Raw genomic sequence first — 25,914 nt, 5'->3', positions numbered from 1 at the left:
TATTACTCCTGTGGCTTATCTTTTTAAAATACGTGATATTTGGTTTATTAAAACACCCTGCTTTACTGGTTTTAATAGTAAGTCATCAAAACCCTGATTTACGTATTTAGAATCTGTATCGGGTGTAGAAGTATGTGCAATGATTTTAGTTTTAGAGTTATCACTGTGTTTTTTAATTTTTAACATCGCGTCAGTTCCCGATAGCTCAGGCATAACTATATCCATTAAAATAATGTCGTAACTATTTTGCGATACCATTAACATTGCCTCTATCGCATTACATGCGTAATCTATTTTAATGTTTTCATTTTTTAGCATTGCTCTAACCACAATTTCAACTAGAGGGTCGTCGTCAACAAGTAATAAAGTACTTTGCTGCTTTTTAGTTAACAGGTCGGTTACCGAATTAGTGTTTATTTTCGAACTGCTTACACCCTCTAGTTCGTCATCTTTAATTTGTTTGCTCGCTAAATTTACAAGCATAGAAAGTGCTATCGTTGTTTTACTCGTACTGCTATTAATTGATATCGCTTTACCACCTAACATTTTAAATATTGAAATAAAAAACTTTAACTCTAATGACACGTCTTTATCATCTATAAAGCGCGTTATATCATCACCCGATATACTTTTAAGTTCAGTTATAAAGTGACTATTGTTGATCAAATTACTAAATGAAAAATCGAGGTGTAAGTAATTACGATTACTTTCATTTTTAATCTGAGCGTTAATTGAAAGCGTAGTATTATTTGATGAATCCAAAACCTCAGTCACTAATTGAATAACCAATTGAGAAATTAACTTTTCATCACTTACGACCGTTAATTCAGACGTAATATTATTTTTAAGAACGATTCTTTTATTTTCAGCCTCTTTAGCTAAAATCGATATATTATTATTGATCATTTGATTTAGGTTTACGTTTTTGGCCTGAAGCTTTAACTTACCTATTTCCGATTTATTTATATTTACGAGTTGTTGAATTACACTTTCGAGTTGATCGCATGCATCAGAAATACTCCCCACATTGTTTTTAAATTCGTTAATGCTTATTGGATCTTTAGATATTTCAACTAATGACTTTAAAGATGATAAAGGCGTTTTTAACTGACGGCTAAGCCTTGTAACAAACTTTTCTTTTAATTGATTTGTCTGTTTTGATTTTTCAAGCACATCAGCGAGTAAACATTCTTTTTGATGTGCCTCTGTATCGTCTCTAAAGTAGCAAACGAAACCGTTAAAATCTGTATGTCTTTGTAATACGGTTATCCATTTCCCATCGGTAAAACCTATATCTATTAATTGGTTACGATCGTCGTCTAGTTTATGATGCTCATGGTAATGGTTTATAATATTTTGTTGCTGCGCAATACTTATCATCTGGCCATACGATAACTGATTATTTTGTTTATTTACCTGTGCGAATAACAGATTGAATGCGTTGTTAGTTATCACTGGAAATTCGTGGCTATTAAAAATAGCAAAGCCATGTGGGAGTGCATCAAGTGAACTTGAAAATAACTCTTCTCGATTAAGGATTAACTTATTTTTTTGTTTTATTTCATTATGTAAACGCCTTGGCAAGCGTAAAAAATAATACACAAAAGCAAATACACAAAAAGCGATTAACCCCAATCTAATTAAGCTATATTTAGTAACTTGTGGCCTTATAATTTTACTCATTGGTTGCACGTGTAAGCGCCACGTAGGTGGAAAACGATTGCTCAAAGCGCTAATGCTATTTTTAATTATACTAGGGTTTACTTCTCCTTGTTTTCCTAAAGTAAACTGTGGAGTTACTATAAAAATGTTATAGTTTTCAGTATTTAATTTACCAATAACGGCTTTTAAAAACTTACTTAAATCAAATGCTGTAAGTGTATAAATAGAGCCTTTCTTTATTTTCATTTCAGAAATTAAGAAGGCTGTATCAGCAACAGTAAACACTTCTACTGATTTTTTATTCGCTCTGTAATCAAATCTTTTTAACCAGTTAGTGAACCCATACGCAGCTAAATCAAAGTTATTTTTAGACCAAAGTGCAAGTTGGTTATATTCAGAATCAAACACAACGTAACCTTTGTAGGTTAAATTTTGTGAAACCTGGCTTTGTACTAAATTATTAAGTTGCTCTTTTGTATAGTTATTTTGACTTTGTAAAAAGCCGGCAATCACTAAATCTTTTTGCGAGATATATAATCCTTGATTATCAAACCGCTCTAATGCATTAAATAATGTTTTACGTAATTGCTGAGTTTGTTGATTATAATTACTTTGCAGTTCCTTTTTTTCAATAGTATAAAGTAGTAAAGCAGTGAATGAGCATAATACTAATGCAATTAAAAAAGCGACAGGCGCTAAACTGAATACATGAATATATTTAGCTCCATTGTTATTTTTATTTATAGATTTAGTGCTTTTATCATCTATCGAATCTGAGCTTTTATTTAATTGTGTCTGCAATAATTGAGAAAATGAAATAAACTGATCTTTTTGCGAACCTATTAATGTTTTAGGTGCTAAATCAGCCATTAGTAATACACCAATTACTTTATTTGTGGCGCTATAAATTGGATATTGTGCATAAAAACGAATTAAATTATGGGTATTACTAGATATTTCATCAAAAAAAGTATCTTCGAATAAATATAGCTTTTCTTGTGTACAGCGCTGTTGATAGCTTAATAACTCATTTTCAACGCTTTCTTTATCGTCGCAAGTTATTAATTCATCGGTATAAATTTCTCTAAAGTCGACAAATTTAACAATTGGCACATCATAAAATTGTTTGAGTAGTGTCAGTGTTTCTTTAATCTCTATCGAAATTTCGTCAGTTGTATCTGTTAAATTTGCATGTGAGGTAAATATATTTGAGGCGTTCATTGACGTTCTCCTTCCCCTTTAGGGGGGGTATGTATCCACGTTGTGCTGTTTTGGCCGCTGTGTACTGGCAGTAAAACTTTAAATGGTGGCGTTAAGCTACTAAGTGCGGGCTCACCTGTGGTGATATTAATTACTTGTTCTGCATTTACTAAATTAAGTGATGTTTTACAGTATGTAACGCCTGGTTCAATCCCTATTAAGCTCAATGTTTCGCTTATAATCAGGTTGTTGACTAAGTCGATTCCGACCAACTCAAACGTTGTTTTTAAAACAGTAAAAACAAGTGTTTCTACAATGTTTTCATCATCTTCTAAGCGTGTACCTTCGGGGCAACATATTGTGCCTAGCTCTATATCAACGTTTGTTCCAATACCAACTAATGACAGCGCATTAAGGGCTGTATTTAAAAGCGGTTCTACCTGTGGTAAATATAAATCAAGAATGTCACCTTGCGATTCGTACCCCGTTTGGCATGTATCACACGATTGCGATAAACCTTGATCGCTTGTACCTAACAGTGGATTTCCTAAAGCTGTTACTCCAACCAAACAACTGCTGTCGGCCGGCTGCTTATCTATTTCGAAGCTTTCACAAGGTGAGCCTGTTACAACCTTTTGCGATACATAACGAGATAAAATTTGTTCGCTATTTGCAGGGCATTGTTGTGGCGTACTTCTTAATAACTGACCAATAACGGTATTACCTAACTGCCCTATTGCATAATTTGGACCTTGCTGCAGCGCATTTATATAACTTACATTACCGGTATTATTTAGTTTACTTACACCTTGGCTATCGGTAGCTTCGTCGCTTAAACCCTTTAAACAGGGATTACCTTGGCAGTTTGGTGCATCGTAATAAACGGCTTCGCGCGATGTAAACCTATCGTCTCGTATGCCAATTAGTGCTCTGTATGTGCTGTTTGCTCCCCGGTCTGTATAAAAAATGAGAGGTGCTTGGTGTTCGTCAAAACTAACTGCAATACCGAGTGGCTTATTATTGGCATCTACTACGGTAATTTGATTATCTACCTTAGTTTGATGGCGCTTAATAAGGGCATCCCTTACTAAAATTACCCCACCAATCGAGCCAATAATTAAAATTGTTATAATTAATATAAGTTCAATAGTAAGTATGTATCCTTGTTGATAATGCTTTTTCATATCTGGCTCCTATAACACTTCTACAAGCATTTTAAGTACGTTCATTACTTGTAATGCTGCCGGAAAAAACACCAATACCAAAAACATCGGAAAACAAATTAAGATAATGGGAAAGGTTGTGTGCATCGCTTTTTTGTTTACTTTTTTAGCCAGTAAAATGTTCTTTTTTAGAGCTAGGCCTTCAAGTTGAGCCTCTACAGCTTGAATAAGTGGCGTGCCGAGTTTTGATCCTATTAACATTAAATTGGCGAGTTTTTTAATGCCCATTACACCCGTTCTTTCAAAAAGTGAGTTAAATGCAATTTCTCTATCTTTACCTGCGCTTAGCTCAAATAAAAATAACTTTAGCTCTTTGTATAATGGATGTTTTTGACTTAATCCATGATCAACAGCCAGTGCAAATGAGCGCTCTAGTGAAAATCCAGCGCGCATGTAAACTAGTAGCACCCGTAAAAAAAACTCTAAACTATTATTAATAGTGGTTTTTCGTTGATTTTTACGTAATAGAAACCAGCATTCAGGTGCAAAAAAACACATAAAACACAGTAACAATTTAACCGATTGGCTCAGCTCATATCCTGTCAGTTCTAATACAATAAACGCGCTAAAAGTAGCGGCCACTTTAAAACAGTACAGGCTTATTAATATTTTATTAATTTGAACCCCAGCCTGTCTTAATTGACGTTTAGAGATAATGATTAGTGGATACCAATTAATATTTTTAGTATCGGGTTTATCTAATTCAACTTTAAGAGACTGCCTGTGAATATGGATAAAAGAGCCCATACTCACTAAAAGACCAACAAGTAAAAGTATATCAATCATAATGTTACCCTTAAGCTAAGGCGTAGCCACAAAAATCCAAATAGCTGACAAATAAGTGCAACTGTTATAAATGCGATTCCATTGGGATCGTTTAGTAAAGGTTCAAACCAGGTTGGATCGGTATAGCTAAATAAAGGAATTAAGGCATAAGGTAAAAAACCACTAAATACAGCCGCATATTTAGTACCCGATAGCTTTGCTTTTAACTGTTGGCGATCGAGAGTTCTGAGTGACATCATGTTACATACGCTTTTTAGCATATCAGTTAAATCGCACTGGCTTTGTGTGTGCGTAATGATGCTATGAGCAAACAATCTAACTGTTTCGCAGTTGTATCTTTGGATTAAAGGAGCAAATGATGTTTCGGCATCGCTCCCCATACTCATGCGTTGTAATAGCAAAGTGCTTTGTTTTTTTATATATGGGTCTGCATGCTCTTCAGCAAACTGCATTGATTGCTGAAGCGACAGCCCTGTGCTTAAGCACGATTGTACGGTTTCCATAAATTCTAAAAAATGATGCTCAAATTTTGCTAATTTATAATGAGCCAGGTCAATCACAGTTATAAAACAACTTACAAAAACCACGATTGAAATTATAAATGCGCTGGTTGATGCCTCTGGGTAGTATAATTTAGCTAAAAACCATGAGCTACTAGAGAGCGAACACGCCATGCTTATAAACCAGAGGTTACTTATGTTTAAGCCTAGTACGCGTAGTGACAAAGTAAGTACGTCTTTTTCTTCTAAAATATCTACTTTTTTAGTAACTTGGCTGCTTTTATTTTTAGCATACAAAGAAACCAAGACACTCGCTGCAAGTGCGAAAGTAATAACCGCTGCTATAGCTAATAAATAATCAAGTTTAGTCATTCTTAGCCTCCGGGTTACTGTGTAGTAATGCTTTTAATTCTTGTGCATTAGCGCCTTGGCCTTTCATAAACTCAATAACACTCGAGTTATCTATTAGCTCACTTTGTACTGGCTCCGCTTCGTTAATACTATAAAGCGGGCTAAAATGTGCGCCGCCATTAACACGCTTAATTTCACCAATACTTTTTAGAGTTCGGGTGCCATTAGTTGAGCGAGAAACATGCACTATAAGTTGAATGCTCGACGCGATTAGCGAACTTGTATGTGTATCACTCAGTTGTGCATTGTGTAACTGCACTAAAGTAGATAAACGAATAACGGCATCATTTGCGCTGTTAGCATGTATGGTCGTCATAGAACCTTGGTGACCACAGTTCATTGCTTGGAGCATATCGATTACTTCGCCAGAGCGAACCTCACCTACAAGTATTCTGTCTGCGCGCATTCTTAGGGCTGCTTTTACTAAATCTCTTAGGCTTACTGCACCTTTACCATCGCTGTTTGTGTCGTGGGCTTCTAATTGCACAACGTGGTTGTGATGCAAATTAAGTTCAGCGCTTTCTTCAATGGTTACAACACGTTCATTTGGGTTAATTGAGTTAGCAAGCACATTTAATAATGACGTTTTACCTGCCCCAGCGTTACCACACACTAAAATATTAACGCCCGTTTTAACTGCAATTTTTAAAAATGATAAGATGTTTTTATCTAAAAAATGGTTATTAACTAAAAAGTCATCGTTTATTTTTTTATGATTAAACTTACGAATAGACACAATAGCAGCGCTAGTACATGCAGGCGGCACAATAATATGAACACGACTACCATCTTTTAATTTGCCATCAACAATTGGCATTAATGCATTTACTTGGCGACCACAACCATCTAGTAAGCGATCAACAAATCGGCGTAAATGGCGTTCGTCATCAAACTTACTTGCAGTGCAAAGTAGTTTGCCTTGTTTATCAATCCAAATGTCTTGCGTGTCGTTTATTAAAATATCACTTACTTGGTCATCAAGCATAAACTGTGCAATAGGACCCAAGCCGTTGATCTCATCAAAAACAGCTTGTACAACTTGCTCTTGTTGGTGTTGATTAAATGAAGTTTGATTAAATTGTGGAATATCACTGCACAACGCAGCTATTTTTTCGAGAATATTATTTGATAAAAGTGCTGCTGGCTCTTGCTCGTACTCTTCAATTACAGCATCGTGCAATAGCTTTTTAAGCTCTTCGAAGGTACTTAAACTGGTTTGAACTTCTTCATGTTTGCTTGATAAATTAAACATAAAAACTCACTTAGCTACATATACAGCTTCATTTTTAACGCCTTTAACCACTTCGATTGTGCGACTGGTTTGTAAACGTGAAAAGTTTTGCAAACGACCTTGTTCAATGTCATAAGCGCTATGCACAATAATTGATACTTTGTCGGCATTATCTATACCAGCCAATGAATAAACATCTTTTGGAAGCACCGCAAGTACTAACGAAACACCGCCAGCGGAGCTCGTCTCTTTTGCTAAATTATCCATTACGCCACTTTTTGCGGCTTGAGATTTAGGCCCTTTTGAAACACCAATAAGCTGTACATCTCGGGCGACTGTTCTTACTAAACGATTAGTTTTAGCAACTATGTCTAGTCGGTCTCCTTTGTGTATACGCGAAAGCGGGATATCTAAGGTATTTAGTTTTAAAGTATATAAAACACGCCCTGCCGGAATAGCTTCTGACAAATTTTGGCTTTTAGCTCTAATAAAATCGGTGTCAAACAAGGGTTGTTCAAGCATTTTATTAGTTGCTAATTTTTGACCAATTAATGCACGCGGATTTTGAACGCTCAGTGCAATATTTGAGTAGTTACTTGGATCTATACTTTTTTGCTCTACATCGTGAACGGTAACTGTTTGACCAGCCGACATATTTTTGTTTACTACCCACGCTGTTACGCTATTTTCATCGTTTACCTGTCTAATGCCCAAAGCCGAAGCTAACATGCCAGAGGTGATGAGTAATGTGAGAGCCGCTGTGGTTGCGCCTTTGTTACTTTTACTTTTCATAATATTCCTCCAGAGTAACTTTCACTGCCACACTTTTGTGGCAGTGAGCCTTAAGCTTGGTATTCAAACTTAGTTACCTTGCGAACCGCCTGCTGCTGTACGTGTTGCAGCATCGCCGCTTGGTGTTGCACTAACAAGTGCGGCACTTTCACTAAAGTCTGATGCAACAAAAGTGAATGAACTGCCATCGCCTGCGTACACATCAACTGAATCTACAAACCCAGAACCTGATACTTCAGCAGTGCCTTCGGCGTTAATCATGCCGTCAAATACATAGCTTTGGTCAAGTGAGCCAATTGCTTCAGCTACATCTTCAAGTTCGCTGGTTACCGAGTCACGTAATGTAGATAAACCAATTACAAGTGCCGCTACCATTGAAGTAGAAAGAATGATTAGCTCTGACGTTAGTACAAAACCTTTTTGCTTTTTGCTATTTAAGTTATGTTTAATAGTTTTCATAATCGTAGCCTTTAAATTAGAAGAGCTTATGCTCACTTTATATATAGCGAGGACCATGCCAACTAATTAAGTCCTTTAAATACATATGGTTAGTGTGTTTTAATTATTTACTCTTTAGCTGTTTTTACTTTTGATTTGCAAAATGCAAATCAATATTAAAAAATAATTTTTAGATACTTAATGCTAGAAACGCTCTGTTAAATTATTAAAACTAATAGGTATTCAAAAAGGGTTAAATATTAGAAGCAGTCTGGTGGGGTAACTTATAAAACGTATGATTAGCGTAAGCTTTACTCCTATTTTTGATAAATAATAAAGTGGTTTTGGCTCCTAAATAATGCCAAATTTTAGGTATAAAAAAAGGCCCGAAGGCCTTAAGAATAACAATTACCTAAAACAGAGAGTTTACCGCGCCTAGCAAGTGCTTTTTGATGCGTGGGTTCGACACGTAAAACTTGCTCATAGTAGCCACAGGCCAATAAATTATTGGCATTCGCTTCTTCAATTAGCCCTTTATGGTAAAAGTAGGCGGTGCTATTTAAACCAAACTTAACCGAAAGCTCTAAGTAGTTTGAAGCGATTACGTAACTGCCCTGTGCATAATGTATAGAGGCCATTTGCAGGTATGGTGAAGCATGTGTACCAAAAACATCAACGCCGTATTGAGCAATGCTTTTTGCTTTAGCTAAATTACCTTGCTCTATTGCTAATGTAACCCCTAAAGTAATTGCGTTTAATGGCGGGTTAGCTTTATTAAGTAGAGTGTTTATAACCTGTTGAGACTGATTAGCACGGCCACTTTTATAAAGTACGTAAGCCGATATCGACAGTATTGCCGTGTTATCGGGGTGTTCAAGCATTAGCTGATTCACCTCATGCACCAATCCCAAACAGTTACTTGCATTAATACCTTCGCACTTTAATGGTTGGGCATTTAATTGGTATTTTTTAACGATGTCACTCAACGCGCTGTAAGGATTTACTGTTGGCTTGTAATCAATATGAGCGCAACCCGATAAAGTAAGCAGTAAAATAATATAAAATATTTTCATAGCCCTTGCTCCTGTATATAGCTAAGTATCTGGGTGTCTATATTTGCCTGTTCCCACGAACGTAAAGTGTTAATTGGCTCACGCACTAAGTTTGGCGTTACAACAATGATAAGCTCGCGGTTGTTTTCACTTTTACTGGTTGTTTCGCTTAACTTTCCTAGCATGCTATTGCCGTTACCATCGGGTACAAAGTCGTGGCTTGCATTGTTATCGGTGCTAATTAAGCCACCAATAATAAGAGGTTGCCCGTCTTTTAAACGTGTTGATGTTTGCATGCTGCGTGTATTAAATGCACTGCTGTTTAAACTGCTGCCTGTACTTTGTGCAATTTCGGCGGTTAACGTGGTATCGGGTAATGAAATTACTGGGTTTAAATCAAGCGTTATTCTATCTTTGTCGTCAACCATGGCGCGTACATTTAATTCAACTCCGAATGATTTAAATTCTGTACCGCTAAACACCGACCCACTACTACCTTGCTGCCCGCTTGTAATACCAGATGGGCTATAACTTGTAGGTACCGGTACTTCACCACCGACTTTAAATACGGCACTTTCTCCGGCTAAAACAGTAATTGTTGGGCGAGAAAGCGTTCGAGATATACCTTCTTGTTCAAGTAACGAAAACAACATATCAATAGCAAACTGTGAGGTAGAAAGCTGTAAGTTATTCGTTAGTTGACCACCAATTAATTGCAGCGCATTTTCTATAGTGGCCGAACCTGATTCTCGATTAGTCATACCGTCACGGCCAAACAAGCCCGCTTCTTTTTCATAACCATTAGAGAGCACGCTAATATCTGGGCGCCATTGCTTTAGTCTACGTTGATTTACTTCGTATAATTGCACCGACACACGCACTTGCGGTAAATCTTCAACTTCAATGCTCGATAATACCTTACCGCCAGCCACAGAAAGCAGCGTTGCCCTCGCAATATTAGAGCTCACATTACTTAAGTTTAATCCTGAGGTAGCATCATTTATTAAGCCGCCAGACTCGTTAGCAAGCACTTCAATACCTGAGTTTTCACTTTGCGAAGCCCCGCCCATTAAATTATTAGGATCAAGGGGCGATCCTTGAGTTTGCATTGCTTGCTCTGGTTCAAACAGTTTATTAATTGTATTTAATAAGCGCACTAGCTCTATTTGGTTTTTAACAGAGCCTGAAAGTAAAAATACATCGCTGTCGTCATTTGATAACTCATCTACCGAAATGCGCTTAATATTAACTTTATCTGCACCCATAGATTTAATTACTTCGCTAATCCGCTCTTCTTTTGGCTTAGGTGCTTGAGTTACTTTTATTAAATTAATGATAGCGACTTTGCTCGAATTTTGAGAGCCACCGCCGTTTGCATTGCCTAAGCCTTGCAAGCGTTGAGCGAGAGAATTAAACATACCTTGATTAGGATTTGAGGTAATAACAGGCTGCGCTGCTTGTGAGCTACTACTGGCGTAAAGATAATTTTTTGCAGCCTCGTAAGCGGCATGACGGTAATTTATTGTTGGTACTTCACCACGCAGTACAACAGCATGACGATCGGGGGCAATTGTTAGTTGCACGTCAGGGTGAATATCATTGAGGGCATTTTCAAGCACGCTGTAATCTTCGGTTACGCCAAGTAAAAATGTTTCAGAGCTTTTATCGTCGTACCATACCATCATAGATGTACGGCCCAACTTTTTAGCTAAAATAAGTAGCTCACGGCCATTAACCACGTTCACATCAAGTGTTGTTTCATGGCCAAGTGCAATACGAGAAATATCACGGGTGAACACAAAGCGAGTGTGCGTCCATTTAACTAAATGCGACACTTTTTGTACCCGCTCACCATTTGCATTTTCTATATAATCTAAATGACTTTCACTGCCTACGGCGGTAAAAGATATTAGTAATAGTATAAAAGTAAATTTTAACATAAGCCTTTCCCTCAATTTGCTTAATGTATAGGTAGCAAGTATGAGACCAAGGGTTTTTATGTTTATTATCAGTGGATTGAGGTTTCTAAATGTGGTTTTTGTTATTTTGATTCGCAAATTGCAAATCAATGATCCACACAGGGGTTAATAAAGGAGTGAGCTTAAAATGACTATGCGCAGAGCGTGTAAATACGCTCTGCGCTAGGGCCTGCTTATCTTTCGAGGTTAACCCTAAAAGGCCTACAGGCACTAGTATTAATTAATGCAATGCCGCAGTAAAAGGAATGCTTTCACAGATTTTCGCTTCAGCTATTAATAGCTCTTCTAGGCGAACATCAACTTCTTCTTTTTCAAAGTATTCGTATGCGAGTTCTACAAATAGATTTTTATGTTTTTCTTCTGACTTAGCAATAGCAACATAAAAGTCTTTTTCTTTGCCTTCAGGTAATGCTTGGGCAACTAGAGAAAAGCGTTCATGGCCGCGTGCTTCAATTACACCGCCAACCAGTAATCGGTCCATTAAAAAGCCATCACGTCCGTGTCTAAATAGTGCACGAATTTGTTTTATGTATGGATCTTTTTTGTCGTCACCTAGGTTTACATCGCGTTCTAAAAGTAACTTAAGTACTTGTTTAAAATGTATTAGTTCTTCTAGTGCTAAGTCGGTCATGGCTTTTACTAATTTACGTTTGTCTGGGTAATGCGAAAGCATAGACATAGCCATACCCGATGCTTTTTTTTCAGCAGCAGCATGATCTTGTAAAAAAGTATTAAAGTCAGCAAGGACAACTTCGGTCCATTCAAATGGGGTGTGGTATTTTAATTCAAACATGTTCTGTACAACTTAAATAATAATGCGGGGATTTTAACGTATTTGATTTAAAAAATCTTGTAAGGCAGTAATTTATCTATGCGCCCTTTAGCCGTAGATTCAACTTTTAACGGGTGTTTAATATCGTTCCATGCGGTGACTTTACCGCCCATATTCATTTTTTCAAAATCAGTTTTGTCACTTTTTAATGCTAAAAAATCGCATAGCTTTTTGTAACTATCAGGCTTTGCTATATCAATAGATAAAAAATCGTTGTTACGGTTGTTAAAGTACGTTTGAGCATCATTAAAGTGTGTTTTATAACAATCTGCTAAGTAACTATCATCGTTAATATTATTAAGCGAAAACTCACTAAACGTATTTAAATAACAGCGCTTTATATGAATATTAAAACCCCCGTCGCCGCGGGTTAAATTAGTGTGCATACGCGTTAAAAGCTGCTTTATTGAAGGTAGCCATGCACTCAATTCGCGTTCTAGGTAAATAAATTTAGAATTTGGGTAATGGATATCAAGCGCTTTAAAGTCATTAAATATGGGAGTATCGGCAATCGCGTTGGCATTTTCAAAGCAAGCATTAGTATACGCGGTATGCGCTGTTGTAATACCAAGTTCTAAAAATGCATGGCACACACTCGTTGTGCCGGTACGCGGTAAACCTATAATAAATATTTTGCTCATTAACTTTTCTTTAATTAGCCGCGTGTTACTAGCAATACAAAGGCGCTGATAATCATGACTAAAAATGTAGTAATAGTACCAATTTGGCGATATTTCAGACTTTTTTCTACTATGCCTAAGTTTTGAAACACACGCCCTACTAATAACGCACCACCTAATATATGGCAGTAATGGCTTGCAAGCCCTTGGTACTCTGCTAAAAAAAGCAAAATTAAAGCAAATGGCACGTATTCCATAAAATTTGCGTGGGCACGCACAGCACGTTGTAGCGTTGCATTACCGTTATCACCAAGTGATATTTGTTCCGCGCGGCGCACTTTTATTACGTTAAAGCTCAAATAAATGTAAAAGAATGCAAGTAATGCAGCATAAGTTGAAATGATCACGGCGTTTTCCTGTTATTTTTATCGCATAAATATGCGCTCTATTATTGTGGGCGTGATAATAACACATAAATTTGAGCAGCATTATCAGAAGTTTAATAAATGCCTATGCTAAGCTAGAGGTATTAAGTAAGTAGAAAAATACAAAGGATTTTATGTTTGTACCTCGCAAAGTAGCCGATAGTTACCGTGGAATGATTAACAGTATTGGCTTTTACCCTTCAGTGCTTTCGGTGGGCTTTTTGGTATTCGCCATTATTACTATGTCAGTTGAATATTTAGCCCCTGTTGAGCAGCTAAAATCGTTTATATCAGTTGTACTCGTTGATAGCGCCGAAAATGCCCGTACTATTTTAAGCACCTTAGCAGGCAGTATTATTTCGCTTACCGTGTTTAGTTTTTCGATGGTTATGGTAGTGTTAAATTCCGCTAGTGCTAGTTTATCGCCTCGCGTAGTGCCTGGACTTATTACGCGTAAATCACACCAAATGGTTTTGGGCTTTTATTTAGGTAGTATAATTTACTCAATAATTATGCTTATAAATATTAATAAGCTTGAAGGTGGCAGTACGGCTATTCCTTCTATTGGTGTGCTGTTCGCACTTGTTTTTGGCTTAATTTCATTAGGTTTGTTTGTGTTTTTTATACATTCAATCTCACGTGCTATTCAGGTTGATAACGTATTAAATGGCTTGTTTAGTCAAACTAAAAACGAAATTAAAACAATAATACAAAGGCAGCAAGATAACCCCGTTGAAGATTTTCCTGATTTTACCAAGTGGCATTCTGTTAGCAGTAAAACAGAGGGGTATTATAAAGGCGTACATACCGATAAGCTGTGTGCAATTTTAGCCGATGAAGATATAAAGGTGTATATCTCTGTTAACCAAGGCTATTTTACGGTTAAAGGCTATCCGTTTTTAAAATGTAATAAAGACATATCAAACGATGAAGAGCTGATAAACAAAATTCTCGACTGCTTTATTTTTTATATAGAAGAGTACATTAGCGATCATTATCGTTATGGATTAACGCAAATATCAGAAATTGCAGTTAAAGCAATGAGCCCAGGCATCAACGATCCTGGTACTGCGGTTAAATCAATTGATATGCTGAGCATTTTACTTATTCAACGACTTTCAATTAACGATATTAATTACTCGTTTAAGCACAGTGATAAAGGACCATTACTATACCTGCACGAAACAAGCTTTGATGAGTTGCTACACGACAACTTTACACCACTGCGTAATTACGCCAAAGGCGATGCATACGTAATGACAAATGTGCTTGAGGCATTTAAAAATATTTTGTTTATTGCCCATAAAGATACCGATGCACGCAACAGTTTATTTAATTATTTAAATGCGATTGTTGATGACATAAATGAACATGTAACTAATGAATACGACAGACGCGAAGTGACTAATATGCTCAATTCAATAGCGCGTATTAGCCAGGAGCAAGGTGAGAAGTTGGTGGCACGTTTTGAGCACCACTAGGGCGTGTTGAATTATTTGGATTGAAATTTGTTCAATCTAGGGGCGATTAAATCGCGGCGCGAGGTTTGTAACCTAGTGGGCTAAGTAAAAACCGAGCAAAGCTTCCGCGTCCTGCTCACGCCCCTTACCTACATCCTGTAGGCAACAAAGAGTTAATCGTCCCTAGGAAGAACCTATATTTTAATCTATGTAGTACACAGCATAGCTTGAGGCAGTAACTTTAATCTCTCCAGCATGGTAAGCATCAGGTACATAGTTACTTGGTGCACTATCAGCCATCATTACTTTTTCTGCACGCATATAAGGCTGCGACTGCACATTGAGTGGACTTAGTGACGCGCTGTATAAACCTTTTAAATCAACACCGTAATCTTCACTAAACTCTTTTGCTGCGTCACGTGCGTCTTTAATTGCTAATTTTTGTGCTTTTTTATGCAGCTCGTTGTAGTTACTTGCTAAAAATTGCGTTTGATTAATTTCGTTAATACCGTTGTTAACTAAGCTTTGTAGTAACTCAGGGTATTTATTTATATCGCTAAGCTTTACAGTTAATGTACGAGAAACCTTAAAGCCTTTAAATTCTTGATTACCGGTAGTGCGGTTGTATTGGCTATCACGGTTTATTGAAATTTGCCCTGCGTTTATATCTCCTTCTTTAACACCAATTTCTTTTACGAGCTTAATTGCTTTAGCGATGGTTAAGTCGGTTTTATTTTTAGCTGCAATTAAGTCTTTATCAATTTCAGTAATACCAACACTTAGTTGAACATAGTCAGGCATTGTCGTTAAGGTAGCTTCACCTTTGACATAAATATGAGGTGCGTCTGGTGTTGAGGCCGCAAACGTATTAAAGCTAAAAGCTGTTAAAGCTAATGCACTGCCTAAAAAGAGTGTGAGTGATTTCATAGCGTTATCCATTGTATTTAATTAACTCTATTAAAGAGCCTACGTGGTTAACAATAAATGAACAAGCACAAAAAAACAGGCAATTGCCTGTTTTTTGTTTTAACTTAACGTATTAAACACTACAACGTTTATAGTTGCGGTATTTAGGTAACCAGTAATTTTTATCGATTGCTGCCCATAACGCATCATCAGTAATCTCAAGAGCAACGCCCTCTTCGATTGCTTTTTTAGCAATGGCAAATGCAATACGCTTACTTAGCGTTTCAATTTCAGTTAGTGCTGGTAATAAACTACCTTTACCTGTGTTGGCACGCGGCGATGATTCTGCAAGCATTTCGCTAGACACACTTAACATAGCATCTGTAATGCGTGTCGCTTTAGCGGCAATAACCCCTAAACCAATACCTGGGAAAATATAACTGTTGTTACATTGTGGAATTGGGAACGTTTCACCGTTGTATTCAACCGGATCAAACGGGCTACCTGTAGCAACAAGTGCTTTACCGTCAGTCCATTTAATAACATCAGCAGGATGTGCTTCTACTTGCTTAGATGGATTACTTAATGGGAAAATAATTGGCTGTTCACAACCGGCGTGCATAGCGCGAATTACTTGTTCGCTAAATAAACCAGGTTGGCCTGAAACACCAATTAAAATGTCTGGTTGTGCACAGTGCATAACATCAAGAAGTGATGCGTATTCACCGCTGTATGTCCACTCACTTAAAGAGCCTTGTGGTTGTGCAAGTGCTTGTTGGAAATCGCGTAAGCCTTCCATACCTTCACTAAGCAAACCAAAACGGTCAACCATAAATACTTGGCTACGTGCTTGTGCTTCTGTAATACCTTCAAACACCATTTGGCTAATGATTTGCTCTGCAATACCACAACCGGCAGAGCCCGCACCCACAAAAACTACTTTTTGTTGACTCAGTGTTGAATTTTTAATACGACACGCAGCAAGTAAAGAGCCTACTGTTACAGCTGCAGTACCTTGAATGTCATCGTTAAAGCTACAAATTTCATTGCGGTAGCGCTTAAGTAAAGGCATTGCATTTGGCTGTGCAAAATCTTCAAACTGAAGTAACACATTTGGCCAGCGGCGTTTAACCGCTTTAATGAATAAATCTAAAAACTCATCATATTCGTCTTGAGCAATACGCTTATGGCGTGCGCCCATGTACATAGGATCGTTTAGAAGCTTTTCGTTATTAGTACCCACATCAAGCATTACAGGTAATGTGTATGCTGGGCTAATGCCACCACATGCAGTGTAAAGTGACAGTTTACCAATTGGGATACCCATGCCACCAATACCCTGATCGCCTAGGCCTAAAATACGCTCGCCATCGGTTACAACAATAACTTTTACTTTGCCTTTGGTAGCGTTTCGTAAAATGTCGTCAATTTGGTAGCGATCTTCATACGAAATAAATAAACCACGTGCGCTGCGGTAAATGTCTGAGAATTTTTCACAGGCATCACCTACTGTAGGCGTGTAAATGATTGGCATCATTTCTTCAAGATGGTCACGCACTAAACGGTAGTAAAGTGTTTCGTTATTATCTTGAATCGCACGTAAGTAAATATGCTTATTAAGATTGTCGGTAAAGCTAGAGTACTGCTGATAACAACGCTCAACTTGCTCTTCTATTGTTTCAAAGCGAGGAGGAAGTAAACCAGCAAGATTGAAATTTTCGCGTTCTTTTTTACTAAAGGCACTGCCCTTATTTAATAGCGGTGTTTCAATTAGGCCAGGGCCAGAATGATGAATATATAAGTAGTTAGGATCAGTATTAGTTGTCATATTTCCAGGCTTTAACGGAGTCTTAAGTTATGATCTGTCATTATCAGTATTAAAGGTTTAATTGCAACGACAATTAAGCTTGTCAGACCATTGAGAGAAAACACATGCGGGCTTCACTGCCCGCAAGCATATTATACATAATTTAAAATTTGATAGTGGCGTTATTATCAGTTAAATCAGATAACGCAACACCTTCACGGCGCGGATCGGCTCCGCCATATAGGGTATTATTTTTAACTTCAACTGCGTGTAAACCCGAGTTTAAGTCAATAATACGTACATTATGGCCACGTTTGGTAAGCGCGGGTGCAATGGCTTCAATGGCGGTGCCTTTTTCAAGGCTGGTGTAATCGTTACGATTTGTTGTACGCGGTAAGTTAATGGCGTCTTGCGCTGATAAATTCCAGTCAATAACCCCCACTACAACCTGTGCAACGTAATCGATGATACGGCTACCGCCAGGTGAGCCTACAATTAAACGTAAGCTGCCATCTTTATTAAATACCATTACTGGTGACATAGAGCTACGCGGGCGTTTACCGGCCTCTACACGGTTTGCTACAAGTTTGCCGTTTTTACGTGGCGATAACGAAAAGTCAGTTAGTTGGTTATTTAAAATAAAGCCATTAACCATAACTGTAGAGCCAAACGCCATTTCAATTGAACTGGTCATCGACACAGCATTGCCTTTGCTGTCCACAATAGATACGTGCGAAGTAGAAGGTAACTCGTATGAGTCATCCATTGCATAACTTAAGTACCCTACTGGATTACCGGCTACAGCTTTTTGGTCTGTTTCGGTAATTAATTTTGCGCGTGAGGCAATGTAATCTTTATTTAAAAGCTCTTGTGTTGGTACTTGGGTGAAATCAGGGTCTCCCATGTACATATCGCGGTCGGCAAATGCAATACGCGACGCTTGGCTAAAGTAATGAATCGCTTTTTCGCCATTTGGCTTAAGTGCACTCATGTCTTTATGCTCAAGTAGACCAAGCATTTGTAGCACCGCTACACCACCACTACTAGGTGGTGCCATTGAACATACGTTGTACGCTCGGTATTGTATACACACAGCGTCGCGCTCTTTGCTTTTGTATTCCGCTAAGTCTTGTACGCTCAACTTACCTGGAGCAATGTTAGAGTGCTGTACTGCGTTAACCATTTGCTTAGCGTTTTCGCCTTTGTAAAACGCATCAATGCCTTGCTTTGCAATGTCTTTGTATAAGTCAGCAAGTGGCTGATTCTTTTTAACACTACCTGCTTCAATTAATTTACCATTTGGGTAAAAATATTCGTTAATAATAGGCATACTCAACACGCCTGGGTTTAACTGGCGTGCTAATAAACCATGTAAACGCGGCGAAATTACAAAGCCTTGCTCTGCAAGTTCAATAGCTGGTTTAAAAAGTTCTTCCCACGGCAAGGTACCGTATTGCTTATGCGCGCTTGCAAAGGCATGTAAAATACCAGGTACACCAACAGAGCGCCCACCTACTACTGCTTCAATCCATTTAACGGCTTTACCGTGCTTATCTAAAAACAGCGTTTCGTCTGCATTTGCAGGAGCTGTTTCACGGCCATCAAAGCTAGTAAGCTTATTGGTTGCTTTGTTGTAGTACATCATAAATGTACCACCGCCAATACCTGACGACTGCGGCTCAACTAAAGTAAGTACAAGCTGAGTAGCAATAGCAGCATCTACGGCACTGCCGCCTTGGGCTAAAATTTGTTGACCTGCTTTTGAAGCATATGGGTTTGCTGCAGCAACCATGTACTTATTCCCTTGCACCACTTGTTTATGGATTAATCCAGTAGCAGCTTCAGGTTCGCGAGTTTCGATTTGAGTTGGTTGTGCAATAGAAGGCAGCGTTACTGCGCACAGTCCAATGGCAAATAATGAGTTAAGTTTAAAATGCATAAAAATACTAAAAACACTTAATTACGTAGTTGTATTTGGCATCTTAAAGTTAAACGGGCACAATATGCAAAAATTTTGACTAAAAAATTACAATAAAATGCTTAATTTACCTATTCAACCTCGTTATATATTACCGCCTATAATTTTGCTGCTTTTTAGTACCATTTTTGCTGCATTTGATTTAAATAATTTACTTGAATTTAACCGAAGCTTAATTGATGAAGGTGAGCTGTGGCGAATTTTCACCAGCCAATTTGTTCATGCTAATTGGGCTCATTTGGGATTAAATGCCAGTGGTGTTTTATTAATATGGCTTTTGCATGGTGAATATACATCCCCTACTCGTTATGCGTTTAATATATGCTTGCTGGCATTATGGTGTGGACTCGGTGTGTATTGGTTTTGCCCAAGCATACATATTTACACTGGGTTAAGTGCTTTACTTCATGGCGTAATTATTTGGGGGGCAGTTAAAGATATAACTGTAGGGCTTAAATCGGGTTATTTATTATTTATAGGCGTATGGATTAAAATAGCGTTTGAGCAATTTAGCGGCCCAAATGCCGATATAGGAAAACTTATTAACTCCACAGTGGCCATTGATGCACATTTAATTGGAGTTATAGGTGGAACTCTACTTGCCATACCACTGGCTATAGAGCTCTTAAAAAAGCAAAAATAGCGCATAAGCTATTGCTCCTCCAATAAAAACGCCGCGTTAGTTTATTAAACTAACGCGGCGTTTTTGTTTTTATACTTTATTTTAAGAATTAAAGCGTTTCTTTAAATAACTTATGAATACGGCGGTATTCGTCTAACCAGCTTGAAGGTTGTACAAAGCCATGTGGTTCAACTGGGAATATCGCTGTTTCAAAATTTTGCTTTTCAAGCTCTATTAAGCGCTGTACTAAACGTACTGAATCTTGAAAAAACACGTTATCGTCAACCATGGGAGAGTTAATTAATAAACGCTTATTTAAACCCTCAGCATAGTAAATTGGCGAGCTACGCTCATACGCAATCGGGTCAACATCAGGATGGTTTAATATATTAGCCGTGTAACCCGTGTTGTAATGTGCCCAATCGGTAACAGGGCGAAGTGCAGCACCCGATTGAAATAACTCTGGCGCGGTAAATAAGGCCATAAAGGTCATAAAGCCACCGTATGAGCCGCCATAAGTACCGACTGCTTTAGTATCAACGTTGGCATTTTGCGCCATCCATTTAACACCATCGGCTAAATCTTGTGTTTCAGGCGTGCCCATTTGACGATAAATCGCAGTACGCCAGTCACGTCCGTAACCTTTAGACGCACGGTAATCCATGTCCATTACTATATAGCCTTCATCAGCGAGCAATGAATGAAACATAAATTCACGAAAATAAACCGAAAAACCCATGTGTGAATTTTGTAAGTAGCCTGCGCCGTGGTTAAAAATAACCGCTTTACGGTTTTTGCCTACTTCACCCTCAACGTAATCAGCTGGGTAGTACACTTTTGCGTATATTGGTTGATCAGTATGGCTCGATGGCACGGCTACAATTTTAGGTGCAGTTAGCTTTTTAGCTAAAAACTCATCCGACACTGTATGAGTTAAGCGCGTGGCTTTTGTATTTGCTTTAGCATCAGCTACGTAAAGCTCATTAGGCATGGTAATTGTAGAGTGCTTAAGGAGTAACTTGGTTTCATCAGGGCTTAACGTGTAGTCAGTCATGCCATTTAAGTCAGTAACTTGCTCACTCTTACCTGTTTGCGGGTTAACACGGTAAATTTCGTAAAGACCTGGGTGCTCAACATTCGCTTTATAATAAATAGCGCTGTCGTCGCTGGTAAGCGTTAAGTTAGAAACCTCAAATTGACCTTGTGTTAGCGCAGTTGCACTACCGTTTACTGGTTTTTTATAAAGCTGGCTATACCCCGACTCTTCCGATAGATAATAAAGCGTGTTTGAGTTATGCAACCAACCAAAGTCGTTAAATGCATAAGCAATCCATGCATTGTCATGTAGGCGGTGCTGCGAAACGAGTTTGTTGCTTTCAAAATCAACGGTAGCAAGCCAACGATCTTTGTTGTCCCAGGCTTCAAGCATGATAGCAACTTGTGTCCCGTCATCGTTCCATACTATTGGGCTTTGCTCAAAACCCCAGTCCATAATAAGGTTTATGCCACGAGGTGCCTTTTTAGACTTATAGGTTTTACCATCACGTGCATAATTTTCTTTTTTAACTGCGGCTAAAACATCTTCATCAAAACCCGGCAAGGTATTAAAGCTAAGTGATGTTTGCTCTTTATTAGTTAAATTGATGTACACAAGCTTTGAGGTTTCTTCTTTAGCATCGGCTACACGGCGGCGTGCTTTTTTAGGCTCAATGGTGGCGTCATTTGTAATGTAGTTAGGCATAATATCACCCTCACCACGCCAATCTGTTTGCTTTTGTACAACAACTAACAGCGCATCACCATTTGGTGAAAGTTGTGCCTCAGATACTTTATTACCGTCACCTAAGTAATAAGCCGTGTTAGCAATTGAATCGTTTTGTTCATTAATTTGCTCACTGCGCGCTTGCTTATCTTTTTTGTTTTTTTGCTGAAGCGCCACAAATTTAATCAGTTTATGCTGCTCTTTAGCAATATACGTGCTTGGCTCTTCAATGCCTTTAGGCTCATCGGCAAGTTTTAAGTTAGCAAGCTCAGTCGTTAAACCTGTTTTTAAATCAACTCTAAAAAACACATTGCCTTGGCGATAAACTAAATCGCCATTGTTTAAAAATTGTGGTTTAGACTCGTTTGCTGATGTCGCTGTAATTTGTTTAAGTTCACCCGTTTTTAGGTTTTTAACAAATACATTGCCTTTAAACGTGTAGGCCGCCATTGTTTTATTTTTTGAATAAACAGCTTTATTTGAACCCACAGTATGAAGCTTATTAAGTGCTACTTGCTCTGCTGTTTGGCTAGTAACAGATTGGCTAAATAAATCGCGTAGTGTATTACCTTGCTCTTTTTGAGCATAAATAATAGTAGCCGAATCACTAGCCCAGTAAGCTCTCTCTGGCTGATTCCCCATCCAATCTGGATCGGCCATTGCTTGTTCTAGCGTTATTTTTTGTGAGCCGATATCTGCTGGTGTGTTTACAACCGCAGCAACCTTAGTTGCTGGTAATACACTTTGCTGTGTTGAAGAGGTGTTAGCTGTTGCGCTACAACCTGCAAGCATGACACTTGAGGCAACAGCTAAGGCCACTAACGTTTTAGATGAAGAAAAATTAAAAATCATAGTGCTTCTATACGGTTATTATAATTAAGCCGTATTTAAGCAGAAGCACTCAAGTTATTGCAATTTTTTAAGATAAATAGCCATTAAACAGGGTAAAGCTCAGTTTACTAACGCCCCCTTTATTAATGGACGTTATTCAACTATTAAATCAAGCCACACCAGTCGATGATCGCTTGAAGCGTTTCTGTCCTTAATTAAACGGTATTCATCGCTGGTTTTAGTTGGCCAAAACACCCCACCGTCTTTAATTTTTAAGCCATAGTTTGACGGTAGTACGTAATCAACACGCGCTTGCCAATTAGCACTGTAATTTTGTGCATAAGGTACATCGTATTGCTCTTTAGCGCCTTCACTTTTTGGAACAAATTGAGCGTTAATAAGTGGGTTTTTAAGCAGTTGGTCGGTGGTATTTGTACGGGCTTTATCGCCCTCTGGTGCGGCATTTAAATCGCCCAAAATAACAAAACGAGAGTAAGTTTTTAAACCGCCCTTTTCGCCTTTATCATCGTAAATATACTTGGCGTTTGAAACGTAATCAGCAATTAGCCTTACTTCATCGTGGTTACGCTTGCCGTTCCTGTCCTCTTCACCATCAAATACAGGCGGTGTTGGGTGAGATGCAATAACATGAATGGTTTTATCATTTACGTTAATAGGTAAATCCCAAAACGATTTAGAGCTGAGCCTTAGTGCTTGCCATTCTTGTTTGCTATACCAGTTTTCGCCTGTTTTAGGCATCACTGGCATTAGTGCATTTGGCATGTCTTTATATTTAAAGGTTTGAAGAGTTCTTACTTTATCAAAATCGATTGGGTATTTTGACAAAATAGCCATACCGTAGTGGCCTTCAAAAAAGCCAAAACCTTGTGCATCACCCATCACGCCATTTTTCTTGCCATCGTTATCTAAATCAAACTCAGTGGCTAGGCCTGTATTTACAGGGGCTATATAAGTGTAAGGGTAGTTAATAGCCGCTTGTTTTTGCTGACCTACATTTAAATAATGTTGATTAAAGTATTCAACACCCTGCTCTTTTGGGATGTAATCAAATTCGTTAAGTAAAATAATATCAGGGCGAACACGTTGAATAATTTCGGCTATGTTTTTAATTTGCTGGTGGTTTGCTTTAAGTGCGTTAACTAAAGCATCACTTTTAATTTGCTCACCTTTAGGCGTGTGATTAGTTGCATCCATACTTACATTAAATGTAGCAACACGAAGAGAGTCTGATGCAAATGCACTGTTACTAAAAAAAGTACTAAAAGAAGCGGCAACAAGTAGTGCGCTATAAATTGCTTTAAGTTTCATTAAATAATTTCACTGTAAAATTTTAGACTCAATCATTATTTCACAAACTGGGTAACCACGCGCCTTTTTTAAACATAAAAAAGCCGAGCAAGCTCGGCATTTAATAAAACGAGTATTTAGCCGTTTAATGAAGGATTAAATTAGCTGCCGCTTTTAAAATACCTGGGTAGTCTTGCTCAGGTAAATATTCAGTAAGCTCGCCTAATTTATCTGCTAGGTCGTTCATGCTAGTGGCCGATACGTTTATATGACCCATTTTACGACCTAGTTTTGCAGTTTTACCGTACCAATGGCTAGTCACATCTGCGTATTTTAGTACGTCAGCTGGAATACTAGGTTGCCCTAGTACGTTTATCATCGCGGTAATGTGTTTAAGCTCTGTATTACCGAGCGGTAAACCTGCAACAGCACGCATGTGGTTTTCAAACTGCGAACAGTGACAACCTTGCTGCGTCCAATGGCCTGAGTTATGTACACGCGGTGCAATTTCGTTTACGAGTAACGTGCCTTGTACATCAAAAAACTCAATAGCGAGTACGCCAACATAGTTAAGTTCGTTTGCTATTTTAGTAAATGCATCGTTTGCTTGCGCTTCAACGCTGCGATTGTTTTTACCAGCAATAGAGAGCGTTAACACACCATTTGTGTGCTCGTTTTCTGTTAGCGGATAAATAGCAACATTACCGTGTTTATCGCGCGCACCAATAATAGAGACTTCACGATCAAACGGGATCATTTTTTCAGCAATAATTGTATGTGGCGCAAGCTCTGTGCCCGATGCAATAAAATCAGCCATTTGTGACCAAATTTCGTCTATTTGATCATCTGACTTTAATCGCCATTGACCTTTTCCATCGTAACCCGCTTGGCATGTTTTAATAACAAGTGGCTTACCTAAGGTTTTAACAGCCTGTTCAAGGTGCGCTTTTTCAGTAATTAATTGGTACGGCGCACAAGTTACATTTGTTTTATCAAGCAATGCCTTTTCAAGCGAGCGATCGCCACCGGTTTTAATCGCGGCTTTTCCTGGGTAAAACTTATTGCTGTTGCAGCAAAGTGTTAGTACGTCATCAGGAATGTGCTCAAACTCAGCAGTAATTGCATCTGCGTTTAATATTGCTTGCTCAAGCGATGTGGTATAAACCTCGCCAGTTAGCGGGTGCATAATTTGCTTGCTGCCTACATCGTACGCCACTACGTTTAAATTAAGTGGCGCGCCTGCAAGGCTCATCATACGTGCAAGTTGCCCTGCACCTAATATTAAAATATTCATTATTACTCTGCAGGGTTTGGATTAGCTAATATAGTGTCGGTTTGCGCTTTTCGAAACGCTTCAATTTTTGCAAAAATTTCTGGATTTTGACACCCTAAAATTTGTGCAGCTAGTAAACCTGCGTTTGCAGCGCCCGGCTCACCAATGGCAAGCGTACCAACAGCAACACCTTTAGGCATTTGGCAAATAGATAAAAGTGAATCAACACCATTTAATGCTTTTGATTTTACAGGTACGCCCAGTACAGGAAGCGACGTAAAAGCAGCAGCCATACCTGGTAAATGCGCAGCGCCGCCAGCGCCTGCAATAATCACTTTAATACCACGTTCTGCGGCTGAACTTGCGTAATCAGCAAGTAATTGAGGAGTGCGGTGTGCAGACACTACTTTAGTTTCGTACTTAATGCCAAAATGCTCTAGCATAAGTGCTGCATGTTCCATGGTTGGCCAATCTGATTTAGAACCCATAATAATGCCAACAGTCATAAATACTCCTCAGTAATGTATTTTTCAAAATAGCGGACTTATGTCCGGTTTTAGGCGGGTATTATACCCAAAGCCATATTAATTGCGACTAATACAAAGCCACAAAAACAAAAAAGCCATGTTTAAACATGGCTTTTTAGAATTAACGGGTAGATAACCTGAACTCTGGTTAAGAGATTTACTAACGTGTTGAATCATGGTGATATTTAAATTTATCTTCTCTAGCCAGAGATTTTCAGTGAAAACAAGGCGAATTTACGCGTCAATAGCTAGCCTATTGCAAGTAAATTCAACGCAGTTAGCGCTGAAA

At 38.3% G+C, this 25,914-nt stretch carries 21 protein-coding genes; 2 read left to right on the top strand and 19 right to left on the bottom strand.

Features of this window, described 5'->3' with window-relative positions; all coding sequences use genetic code 11:
• Nucleotides 1-15: 15 nt before the first annotated feature.
• From PX700_RS19090 to PX700_RS19035, 12 genes are all read right to left on the bottom strand, one after another.
• A complete protein-coding gene (locus PX700_RS19090) occupies nucleotides 16-2,883 on the bottom strand; it encodes an ATP-binding response regulator (RefSeq protein ID WP_479521593.1) in 2,868 nt (955 codons plus the stop codon).
• Entirely contained in the window at nucleotides 2,880-4,046 is a 1,167-nt protein-coding gene (locus PX700_RS19085; RefSeq protein ID WP_479521592.1) for a hypothetical protein, read from the bottom strand. The genes PX700_RS19090 and PX700_RS19085 overlap by 4 nt, the downstream gene beginning before the upstream one ends.
• Before the next feature lie 9 nt (nucleotides 4,047-4,055).
• Nucleotides 4,056-4,871 (bottom strand): type II secretion system F family protein, encoded by an 816-nt coding sequence (locus PX700_RS19080; RefSeq protein WP_479521591.1) that lies wholly within the window; start codon nucleotides 4,869-4,871, stop codon nucleotides 4,056-4,058.
• A complete protein-coding gene (locus PX700_RS19075) occupies nucleotides 4,868-5,743 on the bottom strand; it encodes a type II secretion system F family protein (protein ID WP_479521590.1) in 876 nt (291 codons plus the stop codon). Before PX700_RS19075 ends, PX700_RS19080 begins: the two co-directional genes overlap by 4 nt.
• Nucleotides 5,736-7,034, bottom strand: a complete 1,299-nt coding sequence (locus PX700_RS19070; RefSeq protein ID WP_479521589.1) for a CpaF family protein — start codon at nucleotides 7,032-7,034, stop codon at nucleotides 5,736-5,738. The genes PX700_RS19075 and PX700_RS19070 overlap by 8 nt, the downstream gene beginning before the upstream one ends.
• Before the next feature lie 6 nt (nucleotides 7,035-7,040).
• A complete protein-coding gene (locus PX700_RS19065; protein WP_415636086.1) occupies nucleotides 7,041-7,805 on the bottom strand; it encodes a hypothetical protein in 765 nt (254 codons plus the stop codon).
• A 69-nt stretch (nucleotides 7,806-7,874) separates the two neighbouring features.
• Nucleotides 7,875-8,264, bottom strand: coding sequence for a hypothetical protein (locus tag PX700_RS19060; protein WP_197181035.1), 390 nt, complete (start codon nucleotides 8,262-8,264; stop codon nucleotides 7,875-7,877).
• Nucleotides 8,265-8,638: 374 nt separating this feature from the next.
• Nucleotides 8,639-9,316, bottom strand: a complete 678-nt coding sequence (locus tag PX700_RS19055; RefSeq protein ID WP_479521588.1) for a tetratricopeptide repeat protein — start codon at nucleotides 9,314-9,316, stop codon at nucleotides 8,639-8,641.
• The gene (locus PX700_RS19050) at nucleotides 9,313-11,235 is read right to left on the bottom strand and encodes a pilus assembly protein N-terminal domain-containing protein (protein ID WP_479521587.1); all 1,923 of its coding nucleotides are present in this window, start codon (nucleotides 11,233-11,235) and stop codon (nucleotides 9,313-9,315) included. Before PX700_RS19050 ends, PX700_RS19055 begins: the two co-directional genes overlap by 4 nt.
• Nucleotides 11,236-11,494: 259 nt before the next feature.
• Nucleotides 11,495-12,067 (bottom strand): MiaE family protein, encoded by a 573-nt coding sequence (locus tag PX700_RS19045; RefSeq protein WP_007586685.1) that lies wholly within the window; start codon nucleotides 12,065-12,067, stop codon nucleotides 11,495-11,497.
• Between the two features lie 47 nt (nucleotides 12,068-12,114).
• Complete coding sequence (locus tag PX700_RS19040; RefSeq protein WP_479521586.1) at nucleotides 12,115-12,747, bottom strand: sulfotransferase; 633 nt, start codon at nucleotides 12,745-12,747, stop codon at nucleotides 12,115-12,117.
• A gap of 14 nt (nucleotides 12,748-12,761) precedes the next feature.
• On the bottom strand, nucleotides 12,762-13,133 hold the full coding sequence (locus PX700_RS19035; RefSeq protein WP_002962524.1) for an MAPEG family protein: 372 nt from the start codon (nucleotides 13,131-13,133) through the stop codon (nucleotides 12,762-12,764).
• Between the two features lie 152 nt (nucleotides 13,134-13,285).
• On the opposite strand from PX700_RS19035, the gene PX700_RS19030 reads away from it, so the two are divergent.
• On the top strand, nucleotides 13,286-14,632 hold the full coding sequence (locus PX700_RS19030) for a DUF2254 domain-containing protein (protein ID WP_479521585.1): 1,347 nt from the start codon (nucleotides 13,286-13,288) through the stop codon (nucleotides 14,630-14,632).
• Between the two features lie 180 nt (nucleotides 14,633-14,812).
• On the opposite strand, the gene PX700_RS19025 is transcribed toward PX700_RS19030, so the two are convergent.
• The 3 genes from PX700_RS19025 to ggt form a co-directional block, all read right to left on the bottom strand.
• Nucleotides 14,813-15,538, bottom strand: a complete 726-nt coding sequence (locus PX700_RS19025) for an SIMPL domain-containing protein (RefSeq protein ID WP_479521584.1) — start codon at nucleotides 15,536-15,538, stop codon at nucleotides 14,813-14,815.
• Between the two features lie 112 nt (nucleotides 15,539-15,650).
• A complete protein-coding gene (locus tag PX700_RS19020) occupies nucleotides 15,651-17,345 on the bottom strand; it encodes an NAD-dependent malic enzyme (RefSeq protein ID WP_479521583.1) in 1,695 nt (564 codons plus the stop codon).
• 142 nt (nucleotides 17,346-17,487) lie between these two features.
• Nucleotides 17,488-19,263 (bottom strand): gamma-glutamyltransferase, encoded by a 1,776-nt coding sequence (gene ggt, locus PX700_RS19015; protein ID WP_479521582.1) that lies wholly within the window; start codon nucleotides 19,261-19,263, stop codon nucleotides 17,488-17,490.
• 97 nt (nucleotides 19,264-19,360) lie between these two features.
• Here ggt and rrtA point away from each other — a divergent pair, with 97 nt between their 5' ends.
• Complete coding sequence (rrtA, locus tag PX700_RS19010; protein WP_197209229.1) at nucleotides 19,361-19,945, top strand: rhombosortase; 585 nt, start codon at nucleotides 19,361-19,363, stop codon at nucleotides 19,943-19,945.
• Nucleotides 19,946-20,033: 88 nt separating this feature from the next.
• On the opposite strand, the gene PX700_RS19005 is transcribed toward rrtA, so the two are convergent.
• The 4 genes from PX700_RS19005 to purE form a co-directional block, all read right to left on the bottom strand.
• Nucleotides 20,034-22,538 carry a S9 family peptidase gene (locus tag PX700_RS19005; protein WP_479521581.1) on the bottom strand — a complete coding sequence of 835 codons (2,505 nt, stop codon included), beginning with the start codon at nucleotides 22,536-22,538 and terminating at the stop codon, nucleotides 20,034-20,036.
• Between the two features lie 132 nt (nucleotides 22,539-22,670).
• Nucleotides 22,671-23,846: an endonuclease/exonuclease/phosphatase family protein gene (locus PX700_RS19000; protein ID WP_479521580.1), complete on the bottom strand. Its 1,176-nt coding sequence runs from the start codon at nucleotides 23,844-23,846 to the stop codon at nucleotides 22,671-22,673.
• Nucleotides 23,847-23,970: 124 nt separating this feature from the next.
• Nucleotides 23,971-25,119 (bottom strand): 5-(carboxyamino)imidazole ribonucleotide synthase, encoded by a 1,149-nt coding sequence (locus PX700_RS18995; RefSeq protein WP_479521579.1) that lies wholly within the window; start codon nucleotides 25,117-25,119, stop codon nucleotides 23,971-23,973.
• A gap of 2 nt (nucleotides 25,120-25,121) precedes the next feature.
• Nucleotides 25,122-25,604 carry a 5-(carboxyamino)imidazole ribonucleotide mutase gene (purE, locus tag PX700_RS18990; RefSeq protein WP_002962540.1) on the bottom strand — a complete coding sequence of 161 codons (483 nt, stop codon included), beginning with the start codon at nucleotides 25,602-25,604 and terminating at the stop codon, nucleotides 25,122-25,124.
• Nucleotides 25,605-25,914 lie beyond the last annotated feature (310 nt).

The organism is Pseudoalteromonas sp. TP27, from assembly GCF_056470645.1.
The sequence above is the reverse complement of the archived record's forward strand: the minus strand, read 5'-3'. Positions and strand labels throughout refer to the sequence as shown.

Excerpts from the sequence above, each read along its gene's own strand:
- PX700_RS19065 (WP_415636086.1), bottom strand. The coding sequence starts at position 7,805 with ATGAAAAGTAAAAGTAACAAAGGCGCAACCACAGCGGCTCTCACATTA.
- PX700_RS19000 (WP_479521580.1), bottom strand. The coding sequence starts at position 23,846 with ATGAAACTTAAAGCAATTTATAGCGCACTACTTGTTGCCGCTTCTTTT.
- PX700_RS19045 (WP_007586685.1), bottom strand. The coding sequence starts at position 12,067 with ATGTTTGAATTAAAATACCACACCCCATTTGAATGGACCGAAGTTGTC.
- PX700_RS19080 (WP_479521591.1), bottom strand. The coding sequence starts at position 4,871 with ATGATTGATATACTTTTACTTGTTGGTCTTTTAGTGAGTATGGGCTCT.
- PX700_RS18995 (WP_479521579.1), bottom strand. The coding sequence starts at position 25,119 with ATGAATATTTTAATATTAGGTGCAGGGCAACTTGCACGTATGATGAGC.
- PX700_RS19040 (WP_479521586.1), bottom strand. The coding sequence starts at position 12,747 with ATGAGCAAAATATTTATTATAGGTTTACCGCGTACCGGCACAACGAGT.
- purE (WP_002962540.1), bottom strand. The coding sequence starts at position 25,604 with ATGACTGTTGGCATTATTATGGGTTCTAAATCAGATTGGCCAACCATG.
- PX700_RS19030 (WP_479521585.1), top strand. The coding sequence starts at position 13,286 with ATGTTTGTACCTCGCAAAGTAGCCGATAGTTACCGTGGAATGATTAAC.
- PX700_RS19055 (WP_479521588.1), bottom strand. The coding sequence starts at position 9,316 with ATGAAAATATTTTATATTATTTTACTGCTTACTTTATCGGGTTGCGCT.
- PX700_RS19085 (WP_479521592.1), bottom strand. The coding sequence starts at position 4,046 with ATGAAAAAGCATTATCAACAAGGATACATACTTACTATTGAACTTATA.
- PX700_RS19020 (WP_479521583.1), bottom strand. The coding sequence starts at position 17,345 with ATGACAACTAATACTGATCCTAACTACTTATATATTCATCATTCTGGC.
- PX700_RS19075 (WP_479521590.1), bottom strand. The coding sequence starts at position 5,743 with ATGACTAAACTTGATTATTTATTAGCTATAGCAGCGGTTATTACTTTC.
- rrtA (WP_197209229.1), top strand. The coding sequence starts at position 19,361 with ATGCTTAATTTACCTATTCAACCTCGTTATATATTACCGCCTATAATT.
- PX700_RS19050 (WP_479521587.1), bottom strand. The coding sequence starts at position 11,235 with ATGTTAAAATTTACTTTTATACTATTACTAATATCTTTTACCGCCGTA.
- PX700_RS19025 (WP_479521584.1), bottom strand. The coding sequence starts at position 15,538 with ATGAAATCACTCACACTCTTTTTAGGCAGTGCATTAGCTTTAACAGCT.
- PX700_RS19005 (WP_479521581.1), bottom strand. The coding sequence starts at position 22,538 with ATGATTTTTAATTTTTCTTCATCTAAAACGTTAGTGGCCTTAGCTGTT.
- ggt (WP_479521582.1), bottom strand. The coding sequence starts at position 19,263 with ATGCATTTTAAACTTAACTCATTATTTGCCATTGGACTGTGCGCAGTA.
- PX700_RS19070 (WP_479521589.1), bottom strand. The coding sequence starts at position 7,034 with ATGTTTAATTTATCAAGCAAACATGAAGAAGTTCAAACCAGTTTAAGT.
- PX700_RS19060 (WP_197181035.1), bottom strand. The coding sequence starts at position 8,264 with ATGAAAACTATTAAACATAACTTAAATAGCAAAAAGCAAAAAGGTTTT.
- PX700_RS19090 (WP_479521593.1), bottom strand. The coding sequence starts at position 2,883 with ATGAACGCCTCAAATATATTTACCTCACATGCAAATTTAACAGATACA.